At 43.5% G+C, this 23,708-nt stretch carries 20 protein-coding genes; 6 read left to right on the top strand and 14 right to left on the bottom strand.

All coding sequences use genetic code 11. The annotated features are described in order from the left end of the window. Nucleotides 1-7: 7 nt before the first annotated feature. Nucleotides 8-4,513: a translocation/assembly module TamB domain-containing protein gene (locus ACNQO6_RS06215; RefSeq protein WP_440208406.1), complete on the bottom strand. Its 4,506-nt coding sequence runs from the start codon at nt 4,511-4,513 to the stop codon at nt 8-10. Between the two features lie 49 nt (nt 4,514-4,562). After that, complete coding sequence (locus ACNQO6_RS06210; RefSeq protein WP_440208405.1) at nt 4,563-7,268, bottom strand: autotransporter assembly complex protein TamA; 2,706 nt, start codon at nt 7,266-7,268, stop codon at nt 4,563-4,565. A 162-nt stretch (nt 7,269-7,430) separates the two neighbouring features. Here ACNQO6_RS06210 and ACNQO6_RS06205 point away from each other — a divergent pair, with 162 nt between their 5' ends. Further along, entirely contained in the window at nt 7,431-8,750 is a 1,320-nt protein-coding gene (locus ACNQO6_RS06205; RefSeq protein WP_440208404.1) for an MFS transporter, read from the top strand. A gap of 3 nt (nt 8,751-8,753) precedes the next feature. Further along, a complete protein-coding gene (coq7, locus tag ACNQO6_RS06200; RefSeq protein ID WP_005258021.1) occupies nt 8,754-9,389 on the top strand; it encodes a 2-polyprenyl-3-methyl-6-methoxy-1,4-benzoquinone monooxygenase in 636 nt (211 codons plus the stop codon). A gap of 74 nt (nt 9,390-9,463) precedes the next feature. On the opposite strand, the gene ACNQO6_RS06195 is transcribed toward coq7, so the two are convergent. The 6 genes from ACNQO6_RS06195 to ACNQO6_RS06170 all read right to left on the bottom strand — a co-directional run bounded on the left by ACNQO6_RS06195 (nt 9,464) and on the right by ACNQO6_RS06170 (nt 13,525). Continuing rightward, on the bottom strand, nt 9,464-9,916 hold the full coding sequence (locus ACNQO6_RS06195) for a hypothetical protein (protein WP_440208403.1): 453 nt from the start codon (nt 9,914-9,916) through the stop codon (nt 9,464-9,466). 134 nt (nt 9,917-10,050) lie between these two features. Next, nucleotides 10,051-10,602 carry a DUF2799 domain-containing protein gene (locus ACNQO6_RS06190; protein ID WP_440208402.1) on the bottom strand — a complete coding sequence of 184 codons (552 nt, stop codon included), beginning with the start codon at nt 10,600-10,602 and terminating at the stop codon, nt 10,051-10,053. A 41-nt stretch (nt 10,603-10,643) separates the two neighbouring features. Continuing rightward, a complete protein-coding gene (locus tag ACNQO6_RS06185; RefSeq protein ID WP_440208401.1) occupies nt 10,644-11,078 on the bottom strand; it encodes a 2-amino-4-hydroxy-6-hydroxymethyldihydropteridine diphosphokinase in 435 nt (144 codons plus the stop codon). Next, complete coding sequence (gene folB, locus ACNQO6_RS06180; RefSeq protein WP_440208400.1) at nt 11,035-11,415, bottom strand: dihydroneopterin aldolase; 381 nt, start codon at nt 11,413-11,415, stop codon at nt 11,035-11,037. Before folB ends, ACNQO6_RS06185 begins: the two co-directional genes overlap by 44 nt. Nucleotides 11,416-11,441: 26 nt before the next feature. Then, nucleotides 11,442-12,740 carry an ABC1 kinase family protein gene (locus ACNQO6_RS06175; protein ID WP_004772617.1) on the bottom strand — a complete coding sequence of 433 codons (1,299 nt, stop codon included), beginning with the start codon at nt 12,738-12,740 and terminating at the stop codon, nt 11,442-11,444. 56 nt (nt 12,741-12,796) lie between these two features. After that, a complete protein-coding gene (locus tag ACNQO6_RS06170) occupies nt 12,797-13,525 on the bottom strand; it encodes a HesA/MoeB/ThiF family protein (RefSeq protein ID WP_440208712.1) in 729 nt (242 codons plus the stop codon). Between the two features lie 531 nt (nt 13,526-14,056). On the opposite strand from ACNQO6_RS06170, the gene ACNQO6_RS06165 reads away from it, so the two are divergent. Then, complete coding sequence (locus ACNQO6_RS06165; RefSeq protein WP_440208399.1) at nt 14,057-14,947, top strand: alpha/beta fold hydrolase; 891 nt, start codon at nt 14,057-14,059, stop codon at nt 14,945-14,947. A gap of 163 nt (nt 14,948-15,110) precedes the next feature. Here ACNQO6_RS06165 and ACNQO6_RS06160 read toward each other — a convergent pair whose 3' ends face one another. Together ACNQO6_RS06160 and ACNQO6_RS06155 are read right to left on the bottom strand one after the other, a co-directional pair. Beyond that, the gene (locus tag ACNQO6_RS06160) at nt 15,111-16,145 is read right to left on the bottom strand and encodes a lipase secretion chaperone (RefSeq protein WP_440208711.1); all 1,035 of its coding nucleotides are present in this window, start codon (nt 16,143-16,145) and stop codon (nt 15,111-15,113) included. Nucleotides 16,146-16,218: 73 nt separating this feature from the next. After that, nucleotides 16,219-17,235, bottom strand: coding sequence for a lipase family alpha/beta hydrolase (locus ACNQO6_RS06155; protein ID WP_005230972.1), 1,017 nt, complete (start codon nt 17,233-17,235; stop codon nt 16,219-16,221). Nucleotides 17,236-17,664: 429 nt separating this feature from the next. Between ACNQO6_RS06155 and ACNQO6_RS06150 the strand changes: the two genes are divergently transcribed. Continuing rightward, complete coding sequence (locus ACNQO6_RS06150) at nt 17,665-18,240, top strand: flavin reductase family protein (protein ID WP_005230973.1); 576 nt, start codon at nt 17,665-17,667, stop codon at nt 18,238-18,240. 44 nt (nt 18,241-18,284) lie between these two features. Here ACNQO6_RS06150 and ACNQO6_RS06145 read toward each other — a convergent pair whose 3' ends face one another. Both ACNQO6_RS06145 and ACNQO6_RS06140 read right to left on the bottom strand, forming a co-directional pair. After that, the gene (locus ACNQO6_RS06145; RefSeq protein ID WP_343581641.1) at nt 18,285-18,851 is read right to left on the bottom strand and encodes a hypothetical protein; all 567 of its coding nucleotides are present in this window, start codon (nt 18,849-18,851) and stop codon (nt 18,285-18,287) included. 163 nt (nt 18,852-19,014) lie between these two features. After that, entirely contained in the window at nt 19,015-19,785 is a 771-nt protein-coding gene (locus tag ACNQO6_RS06140) for an SDR family NAD(P)-dependent oxidoreductase (protein ID WP_440208398.1), read from the bottom strand. A 143-nt stretch (nt 19,786-19,928) separates the two neighbouring features. On the opposite strand from ACNQO6_RS06140, the gene ACNQO6_RS06135 reads away from it, so the two are divergent. Together ACNQO6_RS06135 and ACNQO6_RS06130 are read left to right on the top strand one after the other, a co-directional pair. Next, nucleotides 19,929-20,990 carry an AraC family transcriptional regulator gene (locus ACNQO6_RS06135; protein WP_440208397.1) on the top strand — a complete coding sequence of 354 codons (1,062 nt, stop codon included), beginning with the start codon at nt 19,929-19,931 and terminating at the stop codon, nt 20,988-20,990. Between the two features lie 13 nt (nt 20,991-21,003). Then, nucleotides 21,004-21,636, top strand: coding sequence for an FMN-binding negative transcriptional regulator (locus tag ACNQO6_RS06130; RefSeq protein ID WP_343581644.1), 633 nt, complete (start codon nt 21,004-21,006; stop codon nt 21,634-21,636). On the opposite strand, the gene prmC is transcribed toward ACNQO6_RS06130, so the two are convergent. Continuing rightward, nucleotides 21,633-22,451: a peptide chain release factor N(5)-glutamine methyltransferase gene (prmC, locus tag ACNQO6_RS06125; RefSeq protein WP_343581645.1), complete on the bottom strand. Its 819-nt coding sequence runs from the start codon at nt 22,449-22,451 to the stop codon at nt 21,633-21,635. The genes ACNQO6_RS06130 and prmC overlap by 4 nt on opposite strands. Then, the gene (gene prfA, locus ACNQO6_RS06120; protein ID WP_004772635.1) at nt 22,451-23,539 is read right to left on the bottom strand and encodes a peptide chain release factor 1; all 1,089 of its coding nucleotides are present in this window, start codon (nt 23,537-23,539) and stop codon (nt 22,451-22,453) included. Before prfA ends, prmC begins: the two co-directional genes overlap by 1 nt. Nucleotides 23,540-23,708: the final 169 nt, after the last annotated feature.

The following is a 23,708-nucleotide window of genomic DNA, read 5'->3' as shown; positions in this document are numbered from 1 at the left end:
AGAAAGCTTAGAATCGCCAATTGTAGAATACGTCAATTGCACGTTCTAAGGACTGACTTGCTTCCAGATATAAACGGCGGTTCATCTGATAACGCAAGGTCAACTTGTTCACCGGGGTAAATACACCAATACCATAACGAATAAACAGGTCTGGCGTAATATAGCCTGTCAGGCTGACCTGCGTATCATCCCCCGTACCCTGTGCATCCAGTGCCAAACCACTTAAACCGAAGGTTCGGCCAATCTGGTTGGTCAAGGCACGTGTACCACCCAAGCCCATACTGATCCCTGCGGCAGCAATGGTATTGTTTACATCCGACTTAAAGCCTTCAGTATTACTTAAACCGCTGTTACCTTCATTAATACGGCCTGTCAGCAAGGCATTCAGTGCTTCCTGTTCAGACAAGCCCGCATCGTTATAAATCTGAATGTTCGGCACGGTTGCTGTACCTGTAACACGGACACCGACCATGCTGCCCTGAACCGGTTTATTGGCATCGATATCCAGTGTCGGGTTCGCCAGCGGCCCGTTAAAACGTGCAATCGCACGATTCAGGTCAAGGCTTTGACCATAGGCTTCAATCTTCACTTTCTGGCTGACACCAATCGCACCGTTGGCACGCATGGCTGTTTCCAGACCACGTTGTGATAAATGCAAACGTCCGACCAGTGGAATGCTACTTTCAAAGCCCTGGAAGATCACCTGATTTCCTAGTGACACAGTCATATCTGCACGAATATCCCATGGCTTGGCAGCCTTTAAGGTCGCCAGTAAATCTTGTCCCTGCTGTACCACACGTACATCCGGCGACAAGTTCACCACCGTAGCAGAACTTTCTGGCATTGAAATACGGGCACGCGGTACATCAATCTTACCCTTCAAGCTGAGACGTTGGTTAAATGGAAAAACATCCAGCGTAAGGTCGGGTTCTACAATTGCCGTAATCATTGGCGCCTGACGCACCAGCAAATTATCACCCTTCAAGCTCAGGTTTAAATGTGGATCATTCTTCCAGTCAAAGTTACCTTTTAAGCGCCCCACACCTTGTCCGCTGTTAAATGCACCATCAATCGTGGCATAGTCTTGGCGAATAGATGAATACAGCTGGATATTGCTTAAATTGACAGGCAGTGAAATCATGCTGATTGCACCATTTTTCAAGCGCATCTCACCGGTAATTTGCGGCTGGGTCAAGGTGCCATTGACTTTTCCAGCCAATGACAAGGTGCCCGCCATTGAACGGACATCTTTAATAAATGGCTTAAAGACTTTGAGCTGCACATCATCAAAAGCCACTTCACCGCGCATCGGCATATTATTCTGGAATGGATCGATGATCACATTGGCATAGCCTGTCCCGATATCAGGGGTTTTCATATCCACACGGAATAGCATGCCTTCACTGATACTTTTGGCAATCAGGCTCAACTCATCATAAGTCACGGTCGTGGCTGGATCTTGCGGATCCTCCGCCGCCAGACCGATTTCACCTTTACGTGTGACTAAACGCGCATCCAGTTTCGGATGACTGCCGTTCGCCCACGATGCTTTGGCATAACCGTTAAGCTGGCCTGTAACCGCCAGACCTTCCGGCATAAAGGCGGTAAAGTCTTTTAAGTCCAGATTTTTGGTAATCAGCGAAAGGTTGCCTTTTGCCTTACTGATTCGGGCTGGCTGATCCAGACAGAGCTGGCTATTTACACTCTGCCAGCAATGCTGTCCAACATACAGTTCCTGCTGGGCACTCGTATAGATAATCGGTGCATTCTGGTTTTGCACCAGACTGATATTACGCGAGGTAAAGTTACCTTTCTGAACCAGTCCCAACCAGTCATTATTTGGATTGAAACCACCGGCAAGCTGCACATAGAAATTCGATTGACGATTTTTACTCTCGACTTTCAATACATGTGCTTTACGTGTTCCGGCCAGATTTACAGTGGCATTCTGGATCTCACGATTACCATTACGCAACTGGGTTAAAGTCGCCGTTAACTGGGTTGGCGTGGTCTCGGACGTCGGGAGTTCACCTTGTACACGTAATGACTTGATACTGACCAGATCATTAAATCCAAAGTCATCAACCGCTATATTTGCAGTTGCTCTTAAGCGCGGTTGTGATTGGACATTTAAGCTGCCATAGGCGCGTCCGCGTAAACCCGGATATAACTCGAATAATGCCGGTGCATTCAGCTTAATTTTTAAGCTTTGAGCATTCCCTGAGGCTTGCAACTGGTTCTGTGCATAGGCAAGGATCAGGTCATTGGCCTCAAATTGCTGAGGTAAAAAACCTTCCTGATTTGAATCAAGCAATACACTGAGATTACCGCGACCACGAATCGGTTTATTGTTCAAGAAGCCTGCGGCATTGAGCTGACGAATATCAATCCGTTTCAGTTTATCTGACCAGACCCCTTGTGTTTTGACATGACCAGAAACTTCACCTTTGAGGCTGGAAACAAAATATTGAGGCTTGAAACGTACCAGTGAGGCATCAATGTCCCAACCGAGCTTGTCTTTGAGATTCACTGCACCAGTGGCAAAAATCTTACCCGCAACGCCATCATGTTTAAGTTCATTAATCTTGATGTAATCCGGTGTCCCTGCCACATTAATTTTTAATAAACCTTCACCCTGATTCAACGCATTTAAAGAGCCGTTATAATCCACGGCAAAGCTCTTGAATCCCCCACCTGCTTTTTCATCATGGAAAATTAAAGCGGCTGTACTTTTCCCTTTTAAGGCAATGGTTTCCTGCTGGTTGGCCTGCGCAAGCTGACCTTTCAGATCAATCTGTTCAAGCTGAATCACCTGTTGATTTGGCTTGGCAAAACCACTGGCCTTAATGTCACCATTCAGTAAATTGACCGGTGCAGCTGCCACAACAGTCTGCGGATTAAAATCCTGTGCTTTAAGTTGAGCTTGCCACGAGAGCTGCTGCTTTTCCGTTGGTAATTTAACTTTGGCCTGCCCAGACAAACTGCCTTTTTCTGCCAGATAACGGAAATTTTCAACATTTAACAGATTGTCTTTAACATCTAAACGCGCTTCATATTTACCCGTTGGCAATAAACCCTGTTCATGCGGACGTACGGTGGTTGCAACATAAATATCCTGTTGCCCCTCTTTAAGAGCCAGATTGGTATGACCTTCCTCACTGCTCAGCCAGCCAATATACGGCATGGCACGATCAATGCCTTTCCATGAAATATCCAGCAACATCGGTTGCGCTTTGTTATTTTTTTCTTCTGCCTGATCCAGCTTGAGCGCCCAGCTTTCATATTTATCAAAAGCGACTTGAGCAGCTACAGCCAGGCCTTTTTGCAGTGAACCGGAAGAACTGATATTGGCATCGAGTTTAGGGGGTAGAAAGTCTTGTACAATCTGCGGTACTGTGGTGTTTTCAGGATCAAGATGATCGAGACGTCCCTTGATGTCCCAAGTGACATGCTCATGCCAGTTTACAATACCATTCAGGCTGACCGCGCCTTTCATTAACTGACCGTTAAAGTCACGGATATTTAACTGATGCGTTAAGTCCGTATCCATCAGGGCGGTATATTTACCTTCAGGAATCTGCTCACCTTTCAAATCTGTATCAAGATTCAAAGCCAGTTTTTGTATGTCACCGCTAAAACGAACCACACCATCTTTGGCAAACAGTTTCTGGTCCTTGAGTAAAGGCAAGTGATAATTCTTTAAAAACAACTCGCCCTGCATCGGAACATGTTCACGTACAGGATGAAGCGTTGCACGACCTGTCAGCAAATCCGGAGTTAGTGTTGCAACACCTACTCTCAAGGTATCCAGCGATCCTTGCGCCGCCACCTTAATGGTTTCAATATCCAGACTTTTTAATGACGGAATAATTAGGTCTGCCTTGGCATTTAAAGGATATTTACCACTAAAATCCATTTCACCTGATGCATTCTGGACGGCAAGATAGCCCATATCCATACGTGAGTCTTCAAACTCCAGCTTGGTTTCAGACCATAAGGCATCCTTCAGATAAACATCATTAAAATCAACCTTTGACGTTGCGGTCTGGATTTGCAGATGATCCAGACTGGCTTCATTGATACGCAAGACAAATGGCAGCTTGATCGGATCAAATCCAAACGGTTCATCTGATGGTGGTTTTTTATTAATAATTTTCAGGTTACGAACATCGGCATGACTCAAATGTACTTCTTTACTTAGAATCGCTCTCCAGCCCAAAGAGACATCGGCACGATCTAAAGAAACATCAACAGCCTGTAATTGCACCAGAATATTTTTCAGGATGATGCCCGATAGCAGATTACCGCCTTCATATTCGTATTTAATAATTTTCTGGCTTTGCAGCACGCGATCTAATAGAAAACGGCTACCTTTATCCGTAGACATCATTACAACTAAAGAGCTGACCAACAATAAAAGAATGATCAGCACGATCAGCACAATATTTCGAACAATGTGCCGATTTTTTCTTGATCCAGCTGGAGGTGTCAGTTGCTGTTCTACTTCCGTCATAATCAACCTGAAATTGTTTTCCCTTTTATAGAAGGGTTATAAAAAAGTTTTAAAGTTGTGGACCAATAAAGAAATGCAATCGGATCGGATTATTCTCATTCGAAATACCAGAGGCAATATCGAGACGAATCGGTCCAATTGGTGATCTCCAGCGAATACCGACACCCACACTATATTCTGTTGGATTGCTAAACTGTTTGTCGTAAGCATTACCAAAATCCGAGAATACGGCCGCACGCCAGCCATCTTTAAATTGGTAATTATATTCTAATGAACCAACCCCTAAAGCTTGTCCACCCAACTTATAGCCATTTTCTTCTGGAGATAAGCTCTTATAGTCAAAACCACGTAAAGACTGATCACCACCAGTAAAGAAACGCAAGTTATAAGGCACTTTATTAAAATCATCGGTAAAAATATAGCTTGCATCGCCACGACCGACAAACTGGTGATTGTCATTTTCACCCAGTGAATAAATAAAGCGCCAGCCTGCGCTCACAATTGCCATATTGGCATCGGACAATAATGATTCTGTACCCAGTTCAACTTTATAGGTTTGTTTAAACCCTTTGGTTGGATTCAAACGAGTATTGCTATTGGTTTTAGAAGCTTCATAGCTCAAGAGCAAAGATTCTTGCTCAGGTTGCGAAACTTTAAAGGCATCTGGAATTTCATCAATATCCACAATTCCTTTTTCAGTTAAACGGTCTAAACGATAACGCAAGCCAAAAGTATGTTGCCAGTCGCCGAGTGGATTTTTGATGACACGCTCACCACCCACTACCGCAGACTCGATCAGCAAATTGATATCTGGCCCAATATCATCACGCGTTTCACGCTCATAACCACCCACAAGGTTGAAATAGTCATTTAAAGGGTGTTTATAAGGAATGCTGTAACGACCATCAATCGACTGACGGATTTCAGAAACCTCGACGTTGGCATCAAAAGAATGGCCATATTTATTGACAATCGCTCGGCGGTACTGGCTACGAATACGTGCCCCAGTATCGGTGCCATAACCAATACCTGTTTCCAGACTGTTTAAACGGTCAGCATTCAAGGTCACGACCACAGGAATTTTCTGGTCAATACGCGCTTGCTCTTCCTGCTTCTGACGTGTCTCATCATCCTCATCATGCGATGGCATCGGCATTGAACGGGCTAAAGAATAGCTCTGAGCCTGTTCGCCACCGGAGAATTGTGACTCGTCAACCACATCCTGAGTCACCTCTTGTGCTGAGGTAATTTTGGCTCTGGCGATATCGGCCTTTTGCTGGCTATTTAACAACTGGGATTGCTGCACACGCTGCTGATCGACCAATGCTTGCAGATCAGGTGGCAGCTCCAGAGGAGGCTGAATGGCATCCGGTTTGATGGTATCCACCAGCGTATAGTTAAAATAACGCGTATTGGTTAAGTTATTGGCCAGTGCATTTACACGCCAGAAGGCATAATCATCATCTTCCTTCCAAGGTGCCAGACTATCCAGTACTTTCTGGGTCAAAGGCAATGGCTTGCTCGGATCGCTCATCCGGTATTCAACTTTTTTCAGTTTATAACGGTCACCTGTTTCATATTTCAGGTTAATTTCTGCAGTCTTTTCAGGCTGGCTGATCTTTACATCATGCAAGCGCCAGAACGCATCAAAATATCCGTTATCTGTAGCAACCGTGGAGATCTTGTTTTTTGTCTCTTCATATTTGCCATGGTTAAAAATATCGCCTTCATCCTGTTCCGGAATCAAACGGATGACCTGGAATTGCGGAATGTTTGCACCCGCTCCCGTAAATTCAATATTTTGTTCTTTAATTTTTACCGGTTCATTCGGTACCACAATGACTTTAACCTTGCTTTCACTCTCTTTAACAAAGGTATAAGTGGCATTGTAATAACCGACAGCTTGAGCAGCCTGATTGGTTAAAGCGCGCAATTGCGGCAAGGCAACATTGAATTCTTCAAAAGATTCCTGAGTAAAACTGGACAACTTGGCCTTGATATTTGCAGCCAGAATAGGCGGTGCACCGGTGACATCAGCGGTAATACGCGGGATCTTGTCTGGATTTAACAGGTTTTCAGGACGTAAGCGATGCCATGCCCTTTTGAAAAATCCTTCTTTTTCGGCAGTCTGCTCGGTTTTAGCCTGCAGCTCAGGTAAGGTACGTCCCGTCTCATTTGCTTCTACCACGATCTTGCTGTCGGTCTGGATATCGTGCATCAACTGGTCGATATTGACAGGTGCGCTTTTTATCTCGGTCAGCTCAGATTGAGAAACGTCACTCACAGATACTTCAGGTGTTTTGGCCGTAGTTTCGCGATAGTTCTTTGCTTCATTTTTGGCCTCTTCCGCCACGCGAAAGATTTCATTTGCCATATTCTGATCTACCGGAATCACAGGCAAATTCTCTAAATTATCATCCAGCTGAATCGGTTTTAATTCATCAATTTGATTTACAGCCTGCTCTTGCTGCTTTAAAGCAGCCAAACTGTCCTGTACTGACAAAGAATTTTCTGGCGTATTGAGCAGTGCTTGTTGCTGCCTCATTAACGCAACCGCTGCGTCAGCCTGTTGTTCAGCCTGATCCACTGTCTGATTTTCAGCCGGTTTTGGAATTTGCTCTTGCGCATAAGCAACTGATATACAAGAACTAATTAAAAAACCGCTACAAATAAGTTTAGGAAAACCCTGCATTTTAAAAATTAAATGCATAGAATGAACCAGTGTTGACTGTTTAAACTTCGATTTAGATGGCATGTAGAACTCTAAACTTATTTTTTAATTTATCATTTTTGATGGCTGAAACAACTTCAAATCTTTGATTTTTCATCCAATCAGACAGGGATATCATACATGCATTTCATCACATTTTTACAGTTCGTCACATTTTTTTATAAATCACAATGAAGTGAACACACGATGAAACAAGATGAGCGTTTAATGACATCACGTCGGTTTGCCCCGATGTTTTTCACGCAATTTTTTGGAGCACTGAATGATAATGTTTATAAACAAGCGCTTCTGTTAGTCATCACTTATGGCTGGATTCAACAACAAAGTGCGCCTGTCAGTACACTCAATAATCTGGCGGCCTTATTGTTTATTCTTCCTTACTTTTTCTTTTCGGCTACAGCTGGGCAAATTGCCGATAAATATGAACGCTCCCAACTTATTCGCTTCATTAAAATATTAGAAATCGTCATCATGCTGATCGGTACGGCTGGCTTTTTGCTGGGCAACCTGTGGTTGTTACTATTTGCTCTGTTTTTAATGGGAACGCACTCTACCTGTTTTGGGCCAATTAAATATGCCATCTTGCCTGAGATTTTAAAGCCACAGGAACTCATGTCGGGTAATGCCTTATTCCAGTCCGGTACATCGATTGCCATTTTACTGGGCATGATTCTTGGCGGTGCGGTAATTGCTTCTTCTGAAGGCAATCTGCTCTGGATCAGTGTAACTGTGGTGACTATTGCTTGCTTAGGCTATTTATGTAGCCGTTTTATCCTGCCGCAAAAAGTTGCTGCCCCTGATTTAAAAATTGACTGGAACTTTTTCCGCACCAGTTTCCAGACCATTGGCTATGCAAAAAGCATCCCGATTGTTTTTGTGATTCTGTTAGGTAACTCTTGGTATTGGTTCTATGGAGCAACCTACCTGACCCAGATTCCGCAACTGACACAACAAAATTTACATGCCTCAGAAAATGTGGTCAGTCTGCTGTTAACCTTCTTCTCGGTCGGGATTGGTGTCGGTTCTCTGTTATGCCGCCGAATTGGCGGTACGGAGATCAATATCAAGATGGTGCCTTATGGCGCAATTGGCTTGACGGTTTTTGCCCTTTATCTCGCTGCCAGTCTCGCATTTGTACCTGAACGCACAGGTGATCTACTGACATTGAAAGATATGTTTACCCAAGGTGCAGTCTATTATCATGTGATGCTTGCCGTGACCTTATTGGGCATTAGCGGCGGTTTTTATATCGTGCCCCTTTATGCCATGATGCAGGCCTACTCACCACGCTCGCACCGTGCGCGTGTTGTTGCAGCAAACAATATCTTAAATGCTGTATTTATGGTCTCTTCGGCAGTTTTTTCAATTTTAATCTTAAGCATTTTAAAAATTGATATTAAAATCTTATTCACCATTACTGCTGTTTTAAGTGCAATTTTCTCATTCTGGTTATTAAAACGACTCAAACCATTATTGGAAAATGCGCCCAATACTTTAGAGGATTAATATATGCGTCAATACACAGGTCTCGATAAACTTATTAATTCTTTTGATCAGGCTTTACGTAGTCTGGTACCTGGAGCAACCAGTGCTCAACGCTCAAATCCAGCCAGTGATGAACCTTCCCAACTCTGTGTCAGTGATGCACGCCATGTTGCAGGTTTGATGCGCGTTAACCACAGTGGTGAAGTGTGTGCCCAAGCGCTTTATCATGGGCAAGCATTGACTGCAAAGTTGCCACACGTTCGTGAAGAAATGCAGCATGCTGCGATCGAAGAACAGGACCATTTGGCGTGGTGTGAAGATCGTTTAAAAGAACTGGATAGCCATACTAGCGTCTTGAACCCGATCTGGTACGGATTGTCTTATGGCATGGGTGCGATTGCAGGCATTGCAGGCGACAAATACAGCTTAGGTTTTGTCGCTGAAACTGAACGTCAGGTGAGCCAGCATTTACAGGAACATCTCCAGCAATTGCCAGCGCATGATGATCGTTCACGTAAAATTCTTGAACAGATGAATGAAGATGAATTGCATCATCGGGATACCGCATTGAATGCAGGCGGGGTTGATTTACCAGTGCCTGTACGCATTACCATGACCGCAATTTCAAAATTAATGACAAAAACCAGTTATTATTTATAAACTAGTCTAGGGAATTATGACTTCATAATTCCCTTTTTTTCTGCTCAATTGTTCATAAAAATGCTTTATAAAAATCAGCGAAATACAATTTTCCCTTTATCTGTCGAATAACGGTCAGACCAGAAACTTTGTGGCTGCTTTTCAAGATCAGTAAAAATCGTATAGTTAATTTTGCCTTGTCTAAACTCAAACTGACCATTTTTTTGAGTTGCTGCTACTCTGGTATCATTCACCCAGACACGCTGTTGCTGGTCAATTCGAATGGTTGCCAAGGTTGTTCCATCTGATCTTTCAGCAATCCATTGAGGTTGATTGAGCGCAGGTTCCGGTGTTGCAACTGCATCGGGTATGCCAAAGCCAGCCTTGATATTTTCTTCTGCGGTCTTATTGATATCACAGCCTTGCGCCTCACTGATTTGCGTACAGCCTGAGCGTTCGAGCTGTTCTCTATATTTGGCATCAATGGCATAAGCAGAGTTCATGACAATACATGCCATCAGTCCGACAGTAATAAATTTGATTTGCATGATGCATCCCTTGCGATTGATCAGTTAAATATTTAAACATTGATCTCGGCATGGGTCTGTAATTTAAATGTTTAATCCCAAAAGCAAACAGCCTGTGACCGAAATCACAGGCTGTTTAAAACCATATTTTCAACTTAATTTAGACCATGTTCTGCTTTGAAACGTTCCATATTTCGTACGGCGTCATGATAACGCGATTGTACGCTGCTGCTATTGATCCGTAGATCATATAAACGCTTCTTATAATCATCCCGAACTTTAGAAGAAAGATCGGTACGTTCCAGCTCTTTTAAATACCGATTCATCTCATTCTGTGAACGGCTGAACTCCGAATCGGCCTGATAATATTCGTTGGCAGCCTGATAATAAGGTCGTAATGATTGGCGTTTTTCAACAGGACAAACTCGGAAATCCCCGCGGCCTTCTAACGCTTCACTGAAAATATTTTCAGGCTGACAATAATAGCCTAGACCTTGTTGATAGCCTTTTTCATACAGGCTTTGATTGGGAACAATATTGGCTTTCTGGCAAGAAGAATAATACTTATCTAGACGCGATTCATGCCCGGCCGAACCATCTTTTTCACCCACGATCAACCAATTCGCAGTTTTACATTGCTCAACACTCATGGCTGCACAACCGGAAAGTAATACCGTCAAAGCCGATAAAATTAAAATACTTTTCATGAAGAATGGTCCTAATTATTATGAGATTACATTCAAACAAATTACATTGTAATGACAGGATAGTTTATCTTTTGATCATAGCTTAAATCAGCATGTGGCCATAAATCAAATAAAGGAACTTTCACATCCAGCGCCAGCGGTAACTTCTTAGGATTAAACCGCATAGTGTCTAAATCCTTTCCCCAGGCAATTACATCAATATCCAGCGTGATCTGGTGTGATGGACGAATCCGCCCCGATTGCTGTTCCAGTTTTTTAAGCAGTTCGATGACTTCTTCAATGCCGAGTCGACTGCTTAACAGACATGCCGAGTTCCAGTAATCTGCTCCAATCCCGTCTCGACAAGGAATTTCATAAATGGGAGAAAACACCACTCTACCGAGCTGGGCAATCTGTTCATAAGCAAAAGTGAAATTTTGTTGCTGCTGGAGATTACTCGCCAGTGCGAGCGCAAAAATTGTGTCTGTTGCGTTCAAGGCGAATTCCTACTGCATTAGCTTGAGCAATGATGGCGGGTTTACGAATAGTGAGACTGATCGACTCGATCGAAGGAAAAGTGGTAAATAGGCATTCAAGCACCAGTTGGGCGGCATGCTCAATCAGTTTAGGTTGTGCCTCTTGAATGACTTGAGCTGCAAGTTCGCAAATTTGAGCATAGTTGAGCGTGTCTTCCAGCTCATCCGAGTGTGCAGCTTGGGATAGATCATTATGAATGGTGAGATCTAGCATTAAAGGTTGAATAATCTGGCGTTCCCAGTTGAAACAGCCAATGACCGTATCAACCTTTAACTCTTCAATGATAATGGCATCCATAATGACCTATTGAACCGATAAATAAATTAATGCTTTAAAAACGAAGCAGGTTCAATATTGTGAACCATTTTCAAACGCTGGTCAGCATAAATATCGGTATAAGGTGCGAGAACACGCATGAAACGATCAAAATATAACATTTGCTTGAATAATAACGCGAAGTCACGTGGGAATTTGATGCCATGACGTTCACCCACAGCCACCATATCCATCATGATGTCATTCAGATCTGCCGGATTCGAACTTAGAATTTCTTGCGGATCTGCCAGCAATACCCCACTAAACAAACGTTCAAGATCATCCGCCAATACCTGAGTATCAATTTTCTGATGAGTCATGCCCATCTTGAGCATATTCTCAGCCATTGCCACATAGTTGGTATGCTGTAACGCGTCCATAAAGGCCATACATGCTGTCCAGACTTCCGGCTTTAACTGACCGACAATACCAAAATCGATAAAGCCAATACGACCATCTTCCAGCAGCATCAGGTTACCGGCATGTAAGTCTGCATGGAAACTCTTGCACAACATCAAGCTACCAAACCAGGTATTCATGGCTGTAATCAGGACTTGTGTAGGATCTTTGGCATACTGTTTAACCACATCAAAGTCGGTTAATGGCACACCATATAAACGCTGCATGGTCAGTACACGACGGGTCGAAAACTGATGATACACTTTGGGTGCAGTCGCAGCCTGATTGCCTGAAATGTTCAGATACTGGATAAAATCATCCAGATTTTGTGCTTCTTCAATAAAATCAACTTCACGTACCATCCGTGTCTTGATCTCATCTACAATTTCAGAAAGCGATGCAAACTTGATTTTTGGTACTGCTTTTTCCAGTAATTTGGTTGCCCAGTGCACAACATTCAGATCGGTATACAGAATTGTTTCCACGCCCGGTTTCTGTACTTTTAAAACCACGTCTTCACCGGTGACCAGTCTGGCCGGATGCACCTGTGCAATTGAGGCAGACGCCAACGGTTTTTCATCAATAAAACTGAAAATTTCATTGAGATTACGGCCTTCAAACTCTTCTGCCAAAACCTTTTGAATATAGCTAAACGGTAAAGTCGGCGTTTGATCTAGACAGCCCTGAAACTCCTGCACATATTCTCGCGGGAATAAAGACGGCGTACTGGCAATGAACTGACCCAGCTTGATATAAGTCGAACCAAGCGACTCAAAGGTCTCACGCATGAGTTTGGCATTGCTTGGTTTCTCAGTTGCATATTTCACACCTGCTTGTGCTGCAACCACCACTGTTTCACCGATACGTGCAACAGAGCGTAATCCATCGAATAAAATATTTCTTTTCATAATCTTTCTTGCCTCACAGATGGCATTAGTTTAGCAAATTTTGCTCATTTTACCGATCAAGTTGCCTGACAAACTGGACAATTTACATCTTTTTCAAATTTAAGAATGCGTTGCGACAGGTTTAAGCCATTCCAGAGCAACAGTTTTTGCTTCAGTGGGGTTAAACCTAATCCTAAAAACAGCAAAGTGTGATGCGCTTGTAATGACGCAATCATTACAGGCGTAGTTGCCAATACGCCAGATTCGGCACAGCGTAGCCCTTCATTAGCATGCTCTTCCTTTGGAAATAAGCATTCATAACAGGCCGAATCTGCCTCCACCATAAACATTTGCCCTTCAAAACCAATGGCTGAAGCACTAATTAACGGGACCTGATGCTTTTTACACACTGCATTGACCAGATAACGGGTGGTAAAATTATCACAACCATCTAACACTACATCCTGATGCTGTACGAGTTCATCCGCATTTGTGGCATCGAAACGTATATTTTGATAATTGACCTGTATATGTGGATTAATGGCTTGGAGATGTTTTGCCAAGATTTCAGCTTTATATCGGCCTAAATCATTTGAGGTAAATGCAATTTGTCGTTGCAGATTACTGATCTCAATGGTATCTGCATCGATAATCGTAATTTTTCCTACCCCGGCACGTGCCAACAGCTCAGCACTGGTACAGCCGATCCCCCCAGCACCAATGATCAGTACATTGGCAAGTTTTAGCCTTTCTTGTGCCTCGATATCCCAACCATCCAGTAAAATCTGACGGCTATAGAGATGCATTTCCTCATTGCTTAGCTCAAATTCGTTTTCTAAATGGTCTGACACGTGGCTTTACTTCTTTGTTCAAGGGAATGCTGATTCTAAGTCGATGGAAGGATGGAGGAAAGTAGTAAATTTTATCTCAAACAGTTTTCTGTTGGCGCAGCTTTATTTTTATCTCGCTAATTTCTACTTGTCTTAATGCAACTAAAAAGATTAATGACTGCAAAATACACTTTTATTAACAGTTCATTCCATTATTCCACGTCCACTAAAGTAGATAAAATTGGGACCAACTCGCTATAGCATCTGGGTAAATCATCTTAATGTCCACTTGCCGCACTTCTTTTAAAATCATATTTAATTATTTAAAAACAAAAGCCTAACTGTTATAGAAAACTATTGTTTATTACTCAACCCAGTTGTATCCGGCACGAAATTATTCCTTCTTAAACAGCTGATATCCCAGTTCAACGCTTCTGCTCCAATTGACAAGCCTCCTCGCAATTTCTGTAATAAAGAATCATTTTAAGACCATCATGGAGTTGATATATGTCTTTGCTTAGGAATACTGCCTTTTTAATCTTGCTATTTTTGGCATTCGATTGCAGTGCGAAAATAATTCCAATCCCTACACAAGAACAATGGGTACATGCCAAGAAAAAAATACACCTCGATAATGGCCTCAACCTGTCTTATATCGAAGCAGGTAACACTGAGGGTAAACCGTTATTATTCATACACGGCTATACCGATAGCAGCCGCACCTGGTCTTTAATCATGCCCTATCTCAAAAACCGACATATTTATGCGATTGATTTACGTGGCCATGGCCAATCTGATGCGCCTGCATGCTGTTATGCCTATACAGATTTAGCCAGTGATGCCAACCTGTTCCTTAAAAAATTAAAAATTGCCAAAGCCGACGTGGTTGGACATTCATTAGGTTCTTTAACGACTCAAGTATTGGCTACGGCTTATCCAGATCGCGTGAATAAAGTCGTCCTGATGTCTTCTACACTGAATATTGGAATAAATGGGCCAGGCAATTGGCTATGGGATAATATTCAAACATTGCGTACGCCGATTGATCCCCATGGAAAGTTTATGCAGGAATGGAGATGGAACCCCAATCCGATTGATTCAAAACTTGAAGAAATATTAAGTCAGGAAAGCGCAGTTGTACCGCTGCATGTATGGAAAGGTGTCTTGAGTGGTGCTATATATGGAGATTTGAGCAATGCCGCGAAGCTGATGTCCGCTCCAATGCTGATCTTATGGGGTGATCAGGACCAACTATTCGGCATCCAGCATCAAAACAAACTTCAAGCGGCCTATCCTAAAGCCAAATTTATTGCTTTTAAAAATGTAGGCCATAATATTAATTTAGAGCAACCGAAACAGACCGCCGAACTGATCGAAGACTTTTTAAATACTCGTTAAAATGACTTTCCTATAAAAGATAAAGTGGAATGTTGATTCTGCCCAACTTAAGCCTATTATTTGTATAGGGCCTAAACTGCTTTAGGCTCTATAAAATTCTCTCTAACCTCAAACCACAATCTTGAATGGCTGATTTCAATACAGGTTATTCAAACGAGCTATTTCATTTGCGATCATGCATCATTTCATAAGATTGCGCTCTCAATAACTCTTCCTTGGTGGCAAAAGACTGAGTTCTTAACTGATTAATCGACTGCTGTTTACTGGCATCACTCGCATTACTTTTTAAAATCTGGTCACGCTCAGCCAGATATCCATTGACCTGTGTTTGCCAGCCAGCTTCTTCCTGATCAACCTTTTCCAGACGGTCCGCAGCCTCTGGCCCCAATAAACTTTCACGCATATTGCGTAGCTCTTGCGCAGAGCCACCTTTTTCACGGATTTCCTGCGTTAATTGCTGTAATTCAGCAAATTGCATGGAAACCCGAACACCATCCGCCATCGTGGCAGGAAGTTGATCAATTAATTTTGCCAGTTCAGCTGCCTTTTGCTGTGCCGTCAAGGTCTTATTGGCATGAATACGCATCTGCTCAATATTAAACTGGTTCAGTTTACGTTCGTTGCCAAACAAGGCATTGATCTCAGCCGCATTAAAAAACTGCTGCTGGACTTTATACATCTGATCAAGAACTTTCTGAAAGCCCTCAATATCACCCGTTTTAATATTACCGTTGGGTTTTAAATTTTTGAGGGTATGGCTGTACGCCACATATTGATCCAACAAATAAATGGCATAACCTGAAGCCGTCTCTGGTAATGTCGCGCTCAGATATTGACGAATATCCGCGATCAGTTCAGTTTCTGTTTTTTCACCCAGACTAGAAAAGAAATAATCAAAACAGCTACGAATACCAACCGTCAGTATCAGTTTACCGTTGCCATCCACCTGAATTGGACAGTCAATTTCGGTGCCTTGTAATGAAGCCGCCAGAACTGGTAATTTTCCCTTTTGATGATCTTGTGTAGCACCGCCTGCAATATTGCTTTGTGCGGACTGTTGTTGAGCCTGCTGCCCTAAAGGATGTGAAACCACTTGAGTATCTGGTTTAAAGATCCAGTAAATCAAAGCCAATATCAGCAATAAACCGATAATGACACATAAACTGATGGTTTTATTATTTAAAAATTTACCGTTCATCATCCCTTGCTCTATTGATCCTTTTTTAAATCATCCTGGCTAAAGGAGCACATATGCCCCTTTAGCGCATTGATTACAGTCCCTGATTTTTTAAACGATTGGCTTGTGCACGGAACGGCGTAACCGGATTTTGCAAGAACCCGACCAAACCTAATACCTGATTTACCTCATCCAGATGGTTAAATGCATAGTTATCACGAATGACCGTGCCTAAATGGCTTGAACAACGCGGTACCAAGCCATCATTTTCACCTGAAATGAGTAAAGAGGTTGCCGTTAACGCATAGTCCATCGGATCAGCCGCATTGGTAAACGGGCTGGTACCACTCCACGAATAATAACGGACACCATTCACCAGTTCAGCGCCTGATCCACAGGCTGTGGTAGGTACACCTGCCGGGAAGCGCTGGTTAAAGTCTGCAGAACCCTTGGTGGTGAGTGAGTTTAACCCCGCAAGGGCATCCTGATCATAATAATGACCAGAACCAATGCCGACCAAAGAGAAGAACGCATTAACGCCTGCTGCAATAACAGGTGCAAGTGCTGGACCAACAGGTGATTTCACCACTGAGTCGACCACATCTGCAACATCTGAACCTTTGGTTGGACCTCCTACTGCTGTTACTGAAGCAATCTTATTCGGCAATAAGCTTGCCACATAACGAACCGACTGTGAGCCATGACTATGGCCAATTAAATTGATTTTTTCAGCACCGGTAATTGCCAGCACCTGTTTTGCCTGTAACAGTAGCTGTTCACCACGTACTTCCGATGAGTTAAAGGAAGCTTGCTGTGCCACAAATACACTAGCCCCGTTTCCAACCAGATCTTCAGTAATCCCGTTCCAGTATTGCAATGGGCCAACCGCCGAAAAGCCGGCCATACCATGCGCCAGCAAAATCGGATACTTGGTTTTTGCATAACTGGAAGTGACGTTCGTACTACCGCCGACTGAGCAACCGTTCACATTACAGTTTTGCCATGAGGCCTTGGGTGATAGAAAATCAAACAAACCTGCATGAACTACGGTACCACTACTCACAAACATGCCTGCCATTAACGCCATAGCATTTAAATATTTCTTTTTCACGTTTTTGCTCCGAGCATTTTTCATTTTTATTACAAAGTGTTAGTCCTGTAATTTTGTATGTGGAATCATTCCTACCATACAAAAGCGATGTAAAATTTCCCCTCCTTGTAGATTGTTTGATTTTTAGACTAAAGCAAACTGTGCCAAAATCATAACAGTTCAGGCCAAAATTACGATCGATTGATAAAATTCCGATGAATGTACATGCGCAAAGCTGCAATAAGGGCTGTGCTCATCAGTATTACCGCATAAGAATATAAGTCGTGATAAGTATGGCAATGAATCATCTGGCTGAATGTTCCAGACCGGAAAATCTGAAGTATGCTTCCATTTTTGTTGCGTTTAACGTTATAAATACCGCAAAAATGAATCTTATTGCCTTAGAGATTATGCAACAATAATCCGTCTTATCTCCTTTCTGGATTGCGTATGAGTGCCCAACATATTACCGCCGTTGAACTTTCCAAAGCCTACCGTCTACTCAACCACGGCCCAACCGTACTGGTGTCGGCTCAACATGAGCAGGATACGGATGTCATGGCGGCAGCATGGGCATGTGCACTGGAATTTAGCCCAGCCAAGGTCACGGTTGTGCTTGATAAAAGCACCAAGACCCGTCAACTGGTTGAGCAAAGCGGTTACTTTGCGCTACAGGTGCCCTGCTACGCGCAAATTGATATGGTGCACCAACTCGGTACGATTAGTAAATTTGACCAGCCCACCAAACTGGCAGATTGCAAAACCGAACTGTTTTATCAGGACGCCTTTCCTGTACCGCTGGTCACAGGTAGTCTGGCATGGTTGATATGTAAAGTCATTCCAGAGCCACATAACCAGCAAGCACACGATTTATTTATTGGCGCTGTGGTTGCAGCCTGGGCAGATTCTCGCGTGTTTCGTGATGGGCACTGGCATTTTCAGGATGCTGCAAAAGAATTACGTAGTCTGCACTATATTGCAGGCGGAACCTTTTATTTGATTGGTGATGAAGTCAAAGCCAAATAATTGGCAAAAGCTCAGGCAATGATTTTCAGCATTGCCTGTATTGTTTATTCAGCTTTCATCATTTCACGATACAGGGTATCCAGGAACTGCTGCTGTTTCTGGTTATCCTTAAAATAACGTTGATAATTGACACTACAACTTTCTACATCCGCAATATTGGCCTTGTTAAAAGACCAGTCGCTGGTGTCTTTGACAGTAATCCCGAGATCATCATCGCAACTCTGCCACAATTGGGCAAATCGACTGCGCTGACTGGCATCCAGTTGCTGAAAATCGGCATAAACAGAAAAACCGTGCATCTCTGAATTAAAAAATTTCGAAATCATGCTGACAGGCACACCGCCCCAGCGCATGGGTTGATCTTCCGGAAAACGAATATCGGTGAGTTTCTCCTCAGGCATGATCTTGTCTTGTTCACCTTCCTTCAAAAACTGGGTGTCATAGACCAGTGTAGTACCTGCAGGGACCAGAATTTTTTTCACCACACGGGCTTCACGGGTTTTGTAATAGGGATAATTCGGTGTTGAGTTTCCACCCGTTGGATTCATATTGCCAACACAACCGCTCAGACACAGGCCCAAGCATGCGGAGAGAATCAGTCTATATGTCATATCAATTCCTTTTAGTATGTTTATTTTTATCAAGCCACGGTCTATTACCTTAAAATCAAAGCTGTTAACAGACAATATAAAATTTGAGTAAAAAAAGAAAAAACAGTTGTGAAGGCGAAGTCCGCAACTGTTCTATGGCGTGATTGAATCCTGTTAGCAAGGCTTATTTTGGTGCCATACGAATCGCACCGTCCAGACGAATCACCTCACCATTCAGATATGAATTCTCGGCGATATGGGCCACCAAGCGTGCAAATTCTTCTGGACGACCCAAACGTGAAGGATACGGTACCATTTGGCCTAACGCATCCTGTACGTTCTGCGGCAGACCTTTTAACATCGGGGTTTCCATGATACCCGGTGCAATGGTCATCACCCGTATCGCATGACGGGCAAGTTCACGTGCAATCGGTAAGGTCATCGCCACAACGGCACCTTTCGATGCAGAATATGCTGCTTGCCCAATTTGTCCATCAAAGGCTGCAACCGAAGCTGTATTGACGATCACCCCTCGATCTTCGTCACCTTCCGCAACGCTATTCTTGCTCATGGCATCCGCCGCAAAGCGCAGCATATTAAATGTGCCTGTGACATTGATGTTTAACGTTTTCGAGAACATTGCCAAATCATGTACGCCCTCTTTGCCCACCACTTTTGCCGAGGGGCCGATGCCCGCACAATTGATCAGACCATAAACACTGCCATGTTTGGCAAGTACATCTTTAAAAAACTGTTCCGCAGCAGCTTCATCGGTCACATCCAGTTTTACAAATTCTGCCTGAGCTCCCAATGCCTGTGCCTGTTGTTCTCCCGCTTCAACATTCATGTCAACCAAAGTGACTGACGCACCTTTTTCAACTAAATATTCAGCTGTTGCCGCACCTAGACCAGAGCCACCGCCTGTAATAACAAAATGTTTTCCCTGAATTTTCATTTACGTTTCCTATCAAATTAAAGATATAAATTTTTATAACCAAGCCTAAAGGCAACTTTTTTCCGATACAATTTCAAAAAGTAGCAAATTGAATGCGACTTTTGAGCAGTCGATCTATTTATTCTCCTGTATATCATGTGCCTATGACCAAAAACCACACTCCCGATCTTAATGCGGCCAAGGATACAATTTCAAATGCTTTAATTCGGGAAGCATTAAGCGTTGCTGCGAGTCGCGGCTTAAATATTGTCAGTATTGCCAATCGGGCAGGCATTTCAGCTGAACTGTTAAGTTCAGGTAAAGCACGCGTTCCCGTTACCCAGTGTGCCCAATTATGGGTGGAGCTGGCTGAGAGTATGAATGATGAGTTTCTCGGTATGGATACCCATCCCATGCGCCGTGGCAGCTATCAATTACTGGCAAAACTTGCCTTTAATACAGAGAATCTGGAACAGGCCATTAAAGAAATTCTCAAGTTTTTAGCCCTGATTCTGGACGATATTCGCGGCGAACTGGTTCAAAAAGGCAATAAGGCCTATCTGGTCCTGCATGATCGTGAACAACCGAAGCGGATGTTTACCTATTCAACCTTTCTGATGCTGGTTCACAGCTTGATGTGCTGGCTGAGCGATCAACGTATCCATTTTCATAAAATGAGCTTTAGATGCCATCCACCTGTTGAGCTACAGGATTATCGTGTCCGTTTCTGTGAAAATATCCAGTTTCATGCCGCACAAAACAGCATAGAATTTGATGCACATTATCTGAAACATAAAATCAAAAAAGACAAACAGGCACTTAATGATTTTCTGAGACATACCCCTTATAACCTGATCGTACGTTTCAAGAATGAAAATTCACTGAGCCTGCAAATACGCCGACAATTACTGCTGCAAGCACCTTCAGAATGGGCAGAACTGAAAGATATTGCCCAGCAATTGAATATGTCGACTGCGACCATCCAGCGTCGTTTAAAACAGGAAGGTGTCAGCTACCAGCAACTGAAAAATGACATTCGCTGTGATATCGCCATTGAACGACTGAGTAAAACGGATGATTCGATTCAAAGTATTAGCGACGATCTGAACTTCCATGACCCCAGCGCTTTTCATCGTGCCTTTAAAAAATGGAGCGGTGTAAGTCCGGGCAGTTATCGAAAAAGCTCACCCTTGAAGAAAAACAGACGCAACCTCGTCGATGAGTAAAAGGAATTAAGCCATGTACCTTCCTGAAATATTTGAAGAAAAAGACCCTCAAAAACTTTATCAACTGATTCAGGATTATCCGTTTGCAACGCTTATCAGCCAGAGTAGCGAAGGTCTGGATGCCAATCATCTGCCTTTTAAGCTGATACCGGATGAACAAAATCAAACAGCGATACTACTTGCGCACATTGCCAGAAATAATCCATTACACATGCAAATTTCAAACGGCACAGAAGTCCTGATTATCTTTCATGGTGAACAGGATTATATTTCACCAAACTGGTATCCCAGCAAACAACAGCACCATCAGCATGTACCAACATGGAACTATCAGGTGGTGCATGTCAAAGGCAAAATTCAGTTCTTCTCTGATGAAAAAGCATTACGTGGTATTTTGGCCAAGCTGACACGGACACATGAAGCCAATCAGCCTGTTCCATGGAAAATGTCCGATGCGCCTGCTGAATACATTGCTCGGCTACTGCAAGATATTGTGGGCATTGAAATCCAGATCACCGGGATCACGGGCAAATTTAAACTCAGCCAGAACCGGGAAAAAGCAGATGCCTTAGGCGTAGTTGATGGGCTGGAAAAATACGGCAATCACACTCTGGCAAAAGCCGTACAACGCTATATAGAAGATTAAGCAGACTTTTGGGCTAAACTGACCCGATCATTGCCGCCATAGTCCTTGATGGTCTGGATTTGCTCAAACCCCTGCTGCTCAAAGATTTGACGAACGACCTCACCTTGGTCATAGCCATGTTCCAGCGCAATCCAGCCCTCTGGTTTGAGCCAGTTTTTACCTTGCAGGATAATGGTTTCAATATCCGCCATGCCATGGTGATCTGCAATCAGCGCACGCTCGGGTTCAGACTTGAGCTTTTGCATATGCACATCTTCTGGATCAATATAGGGTGGATTTGAGACAATTAAATCAAATTGCTGCTGATCCAGTGCCTCAAACCAGGCACCACAGGCAAATTTCACCTGCATAAGACCATGCCGTAGCGCATTTTCCTGCGCAACCGCTAAAGTTGGCGCATAAATATCAGTCGCCATGACCTGCCACTGCGGACGTTCACTCGCCAGCGCCAGAGCTATTGCCCCCGTCCCCGTACCTAAATCAACAATATTGGCCTGTTGATCCAGCGGCAGCTTTAATACCGTTTCTACAAGAATTTCAGTATCTGGTCGGGGAACCAGAGTATCATGCGTCACTTTCAGGTCTAAGGTCCAGAATGGCTGTGAACCGGTGACATAGGCCAGTGGTTCACCCTGCTCGATACGGGCCAGTCCTTCCAGATAAGCCTGCTCCTGCATATCTGTCAATTCTTGCTCAAGTCGCAGTTTCAGTTCTAAGGCGTTAATCCCCAAAAGATGCTCAAGTAGCCATGCCGCCTCCTGACGTTCATAACTGTCAATTTCACCTTTGATCTCTAAGGCTTGAGCAATATTCATCAGCCGCCATTTTCCTGTGCAAGCATTGCCAGCTGATCGGCCTGATATTCACGATGCAAGCTATCCAGCAATTCGGTTAAATCACCTTCCATAATCGCATCTAACTTATATAAAGTCAGGTTAATACGGTGGTCGGTCATACGACCTTGCGGATAGTTATATGTCCGGATACGCTCTGAACGGTCACCTGAACCGACCAGATCACGACGCATTTCAGAGGTTGCTGCATCGGCTGCTGCACGTTTGGCATTTTCCAGACGCGACACTAACAAAGCCATCGCTTTGGCTTTGTTCTTATGCTGTGAACGCTCTTCCTGACATTCCACCACCACACCAGATGGGATATGGGTAATACGTACTGCAGAATCGGTTTTGTTAATGTGCTGACCACCCGCACCGGATGCACGGTAAGTATCAATACGTAAATCGGCAGGATTGATTTCCACGGTGGTATCGACATCCACTTCTGGAAGAATCGCAACCGTACAAGCCGAGGTATGGACACGGCCCTGTGATTCCGTTGCAGGGACACGTTGCACACGATGCGCGCCGCTTTCAAATTTCAGGCGACCATAAACCCCTTCACCGTCAATCCGGCAAATGATTTCTTTATAACCGCCATGCTCGCCTTCATTTTCAGAAAGCACTTCAATACGCCAGCCTTGGGTTTCAGCGTATTTACTATACATACGGAACAAATCACCCGAGAAGATCGCAGCTTCATCACCACCCGTTCCCGCACGAACCTCAAGATAAGCTGCATTGGCATCGTTTGGATCTTTTGGAATCATCAACACATTCAGCTGATCTTCAAGCTCAACCAGCAGTGCCTTATTTTCTTTAATTTCTTCTTCTGCCATATCTTTGAAATCAGGATCTGATTTCATCATTTCAGCAGTTTCAATATCTTCTTCCGCTTGACGATACTTACTCCAAACTTCGGTGATTTCAGTTAAATCATTATGTTCACGAGACAATTTACGAAAACGTTTATTGTCCGAAATCACTTCTACATCAGCGAGTAATGCAGTCAGCTCTTCGTGACGATCACAAAGTTGATCGAGTCTTAAACGGAGTGATGCTTTCATGGGTGGAATATCTCAAAATCTAAAGACTCAGTGCTGATCAAGCACGAGTAAAATCAAAAAATTGCGCATAGTTTACAGACTCTGCCACTTAAAAGACATAGTGAAACTGTGGAACTTACCATTCCCCCTTCATTTCATCACAAATTGTTCGGTTTTAGTTTTTACGACT

It is taken from the genome of Acinetobacter calcoaceticus, from assembly GCF_051947995.1.
Lineage (GTDB): Bacteria > Pseudomonadota > Gammaproteobacteria > Pseudomonadales > Moraxellaceae > Acinetobacter.
Note: the sequence above shows the minus strand (reverse complement) of the source record. Positions and strands in the feature narration are given on the sequence as shown.

Excerpts from the sequence above, each read along its gene's own strand:
- ACNQO6_RS06215 (WP_440208406.1), bottom strand. The coding sequence starts at position 4,513 with ATGACGGAAGTAGAACAGCAACTGACACCTCCAGCTGGATCAAGAAAA.
- ACNQO6_RS06210 (WP_440208405.1), bottom strand. The coding sequence starts at position 7,268 with ATGCCATCTAAATCGAAGTTTAAACAGTCAACACTGGTTCATTCTATG.
- ACNQO6_RS06205 (WP_440208404.1), top strand. The coding sequence starts at position 7,431 with ATGAAACAAGATGAGCGTTTAATGACATCACGTCGGTTTGCCCCGATG.
- coq7 (WP_005258021.1), top strand. The coding sequence starts at position 8,754 with ATGCGTCAATACACAGGTCTCGATAAACTTATTAATTCTTTTGATCAG.
- ACNQO6_RS06195 (WP_440208403.1), bottom strand. The coding sequence starts at position 9,916 with ATGCAAATCAAATTTATTACTGTCGGACTGATGGCATGTATTGTCATG.
- ACNQO6_RS06190 (WP_440208402.1), bottom strand. The coding sequence starts at position 10,602 with ATGAAAAGTATTTTAATTTTATCGGCTTTGACGGTATTACTTTCCGGT.
- folB (WP_440208400.1), bottom strand. The coding sequence starts at position 11,415 with ATGGATGCCATTATCATTGAAGAGTTAAAGGTTGATACGGTCATTGGC.
- ACNQO6_RS06175 (WP_004772617.1), bottom strand. The coding sequence starts at position 12,740 with ATGAAAAGAAATATTTTATTCGATGGATTACGCTCTGTTGCACGTATC.
- ACNQO6_RS06170 (WP_440208712.1), bottom strand. The coding sequence starts at position 13,525 with ATGCATCTCTATAGCCGTCAGATTTTACTGGATGGTTGGGATATCGAG.
- ACNQO6_RS06165 (WP_440208399.1), top strand. The coding sequence starts at position 14,057 with ATGTCTTTGCTTAGGAATACTGCCTTTTTAATCTTGCTATTTTTGGCA.
- ACNQO6_RS06160 (WP_440208711.1), bottom strand. The coding sequence starts at position 16,145 with ATGAACGGTAAATTTTTAAATAATAAAACCATCAGTTTATGTGTCATT.
- ACNQO6_RS06150 (WP_005230973.1), top strand. The coding sequence starts at position 17,665 with ATGAGTGCCCAACATATTACCGCCGTTGAACTTTCCAAAGCCTACCGT.
- ACNQO6_RS06145 (WP_343581641.1), bottom strand. The coding sequence starts at position 18,851 with ATGACATATAGACTGATTCTCTCCGCATGCTTGGGCCTGTGTCTGAGC.
- ACNQO6_RS06140 (WP_440208398.1), bottom strand. The coding sequence starts at position 19,785 with ATGAAAATTCAGGGAAAACATTTTGTTATTACAGGCGGTGGCTCTGGT.
- ACNQO6_RS06135 (WP_440208397.1), top strand. The coding sequence starts at position 19,929 with ATGACCAAAAACCACACTCCCGATCTTAATGCGGCCAAGGATACAATT.
- ACNQO6_RS06130 (WP_343581644.1), top strand. The coding sequence starts at position 21,004 with ATGTACCTTCCTGAAATATTTGAAGAAAAAGACCCTCAAAAACTTTAT.
- prmC (WP_343581645.1), bottom strand. The coding sequence starts at position 22,451 with ATGAATATTGCTCAAGCCTTAGAGATCAAAGGTGAAATTGACAGTTAT.
- prfA (WP_004772635.1), bottom strand. The coding sequence starts at position 23,539 with ATGAAAGCATCACTCCGTTTAAGACTCGATCAACTTTGTGATCGTCAC.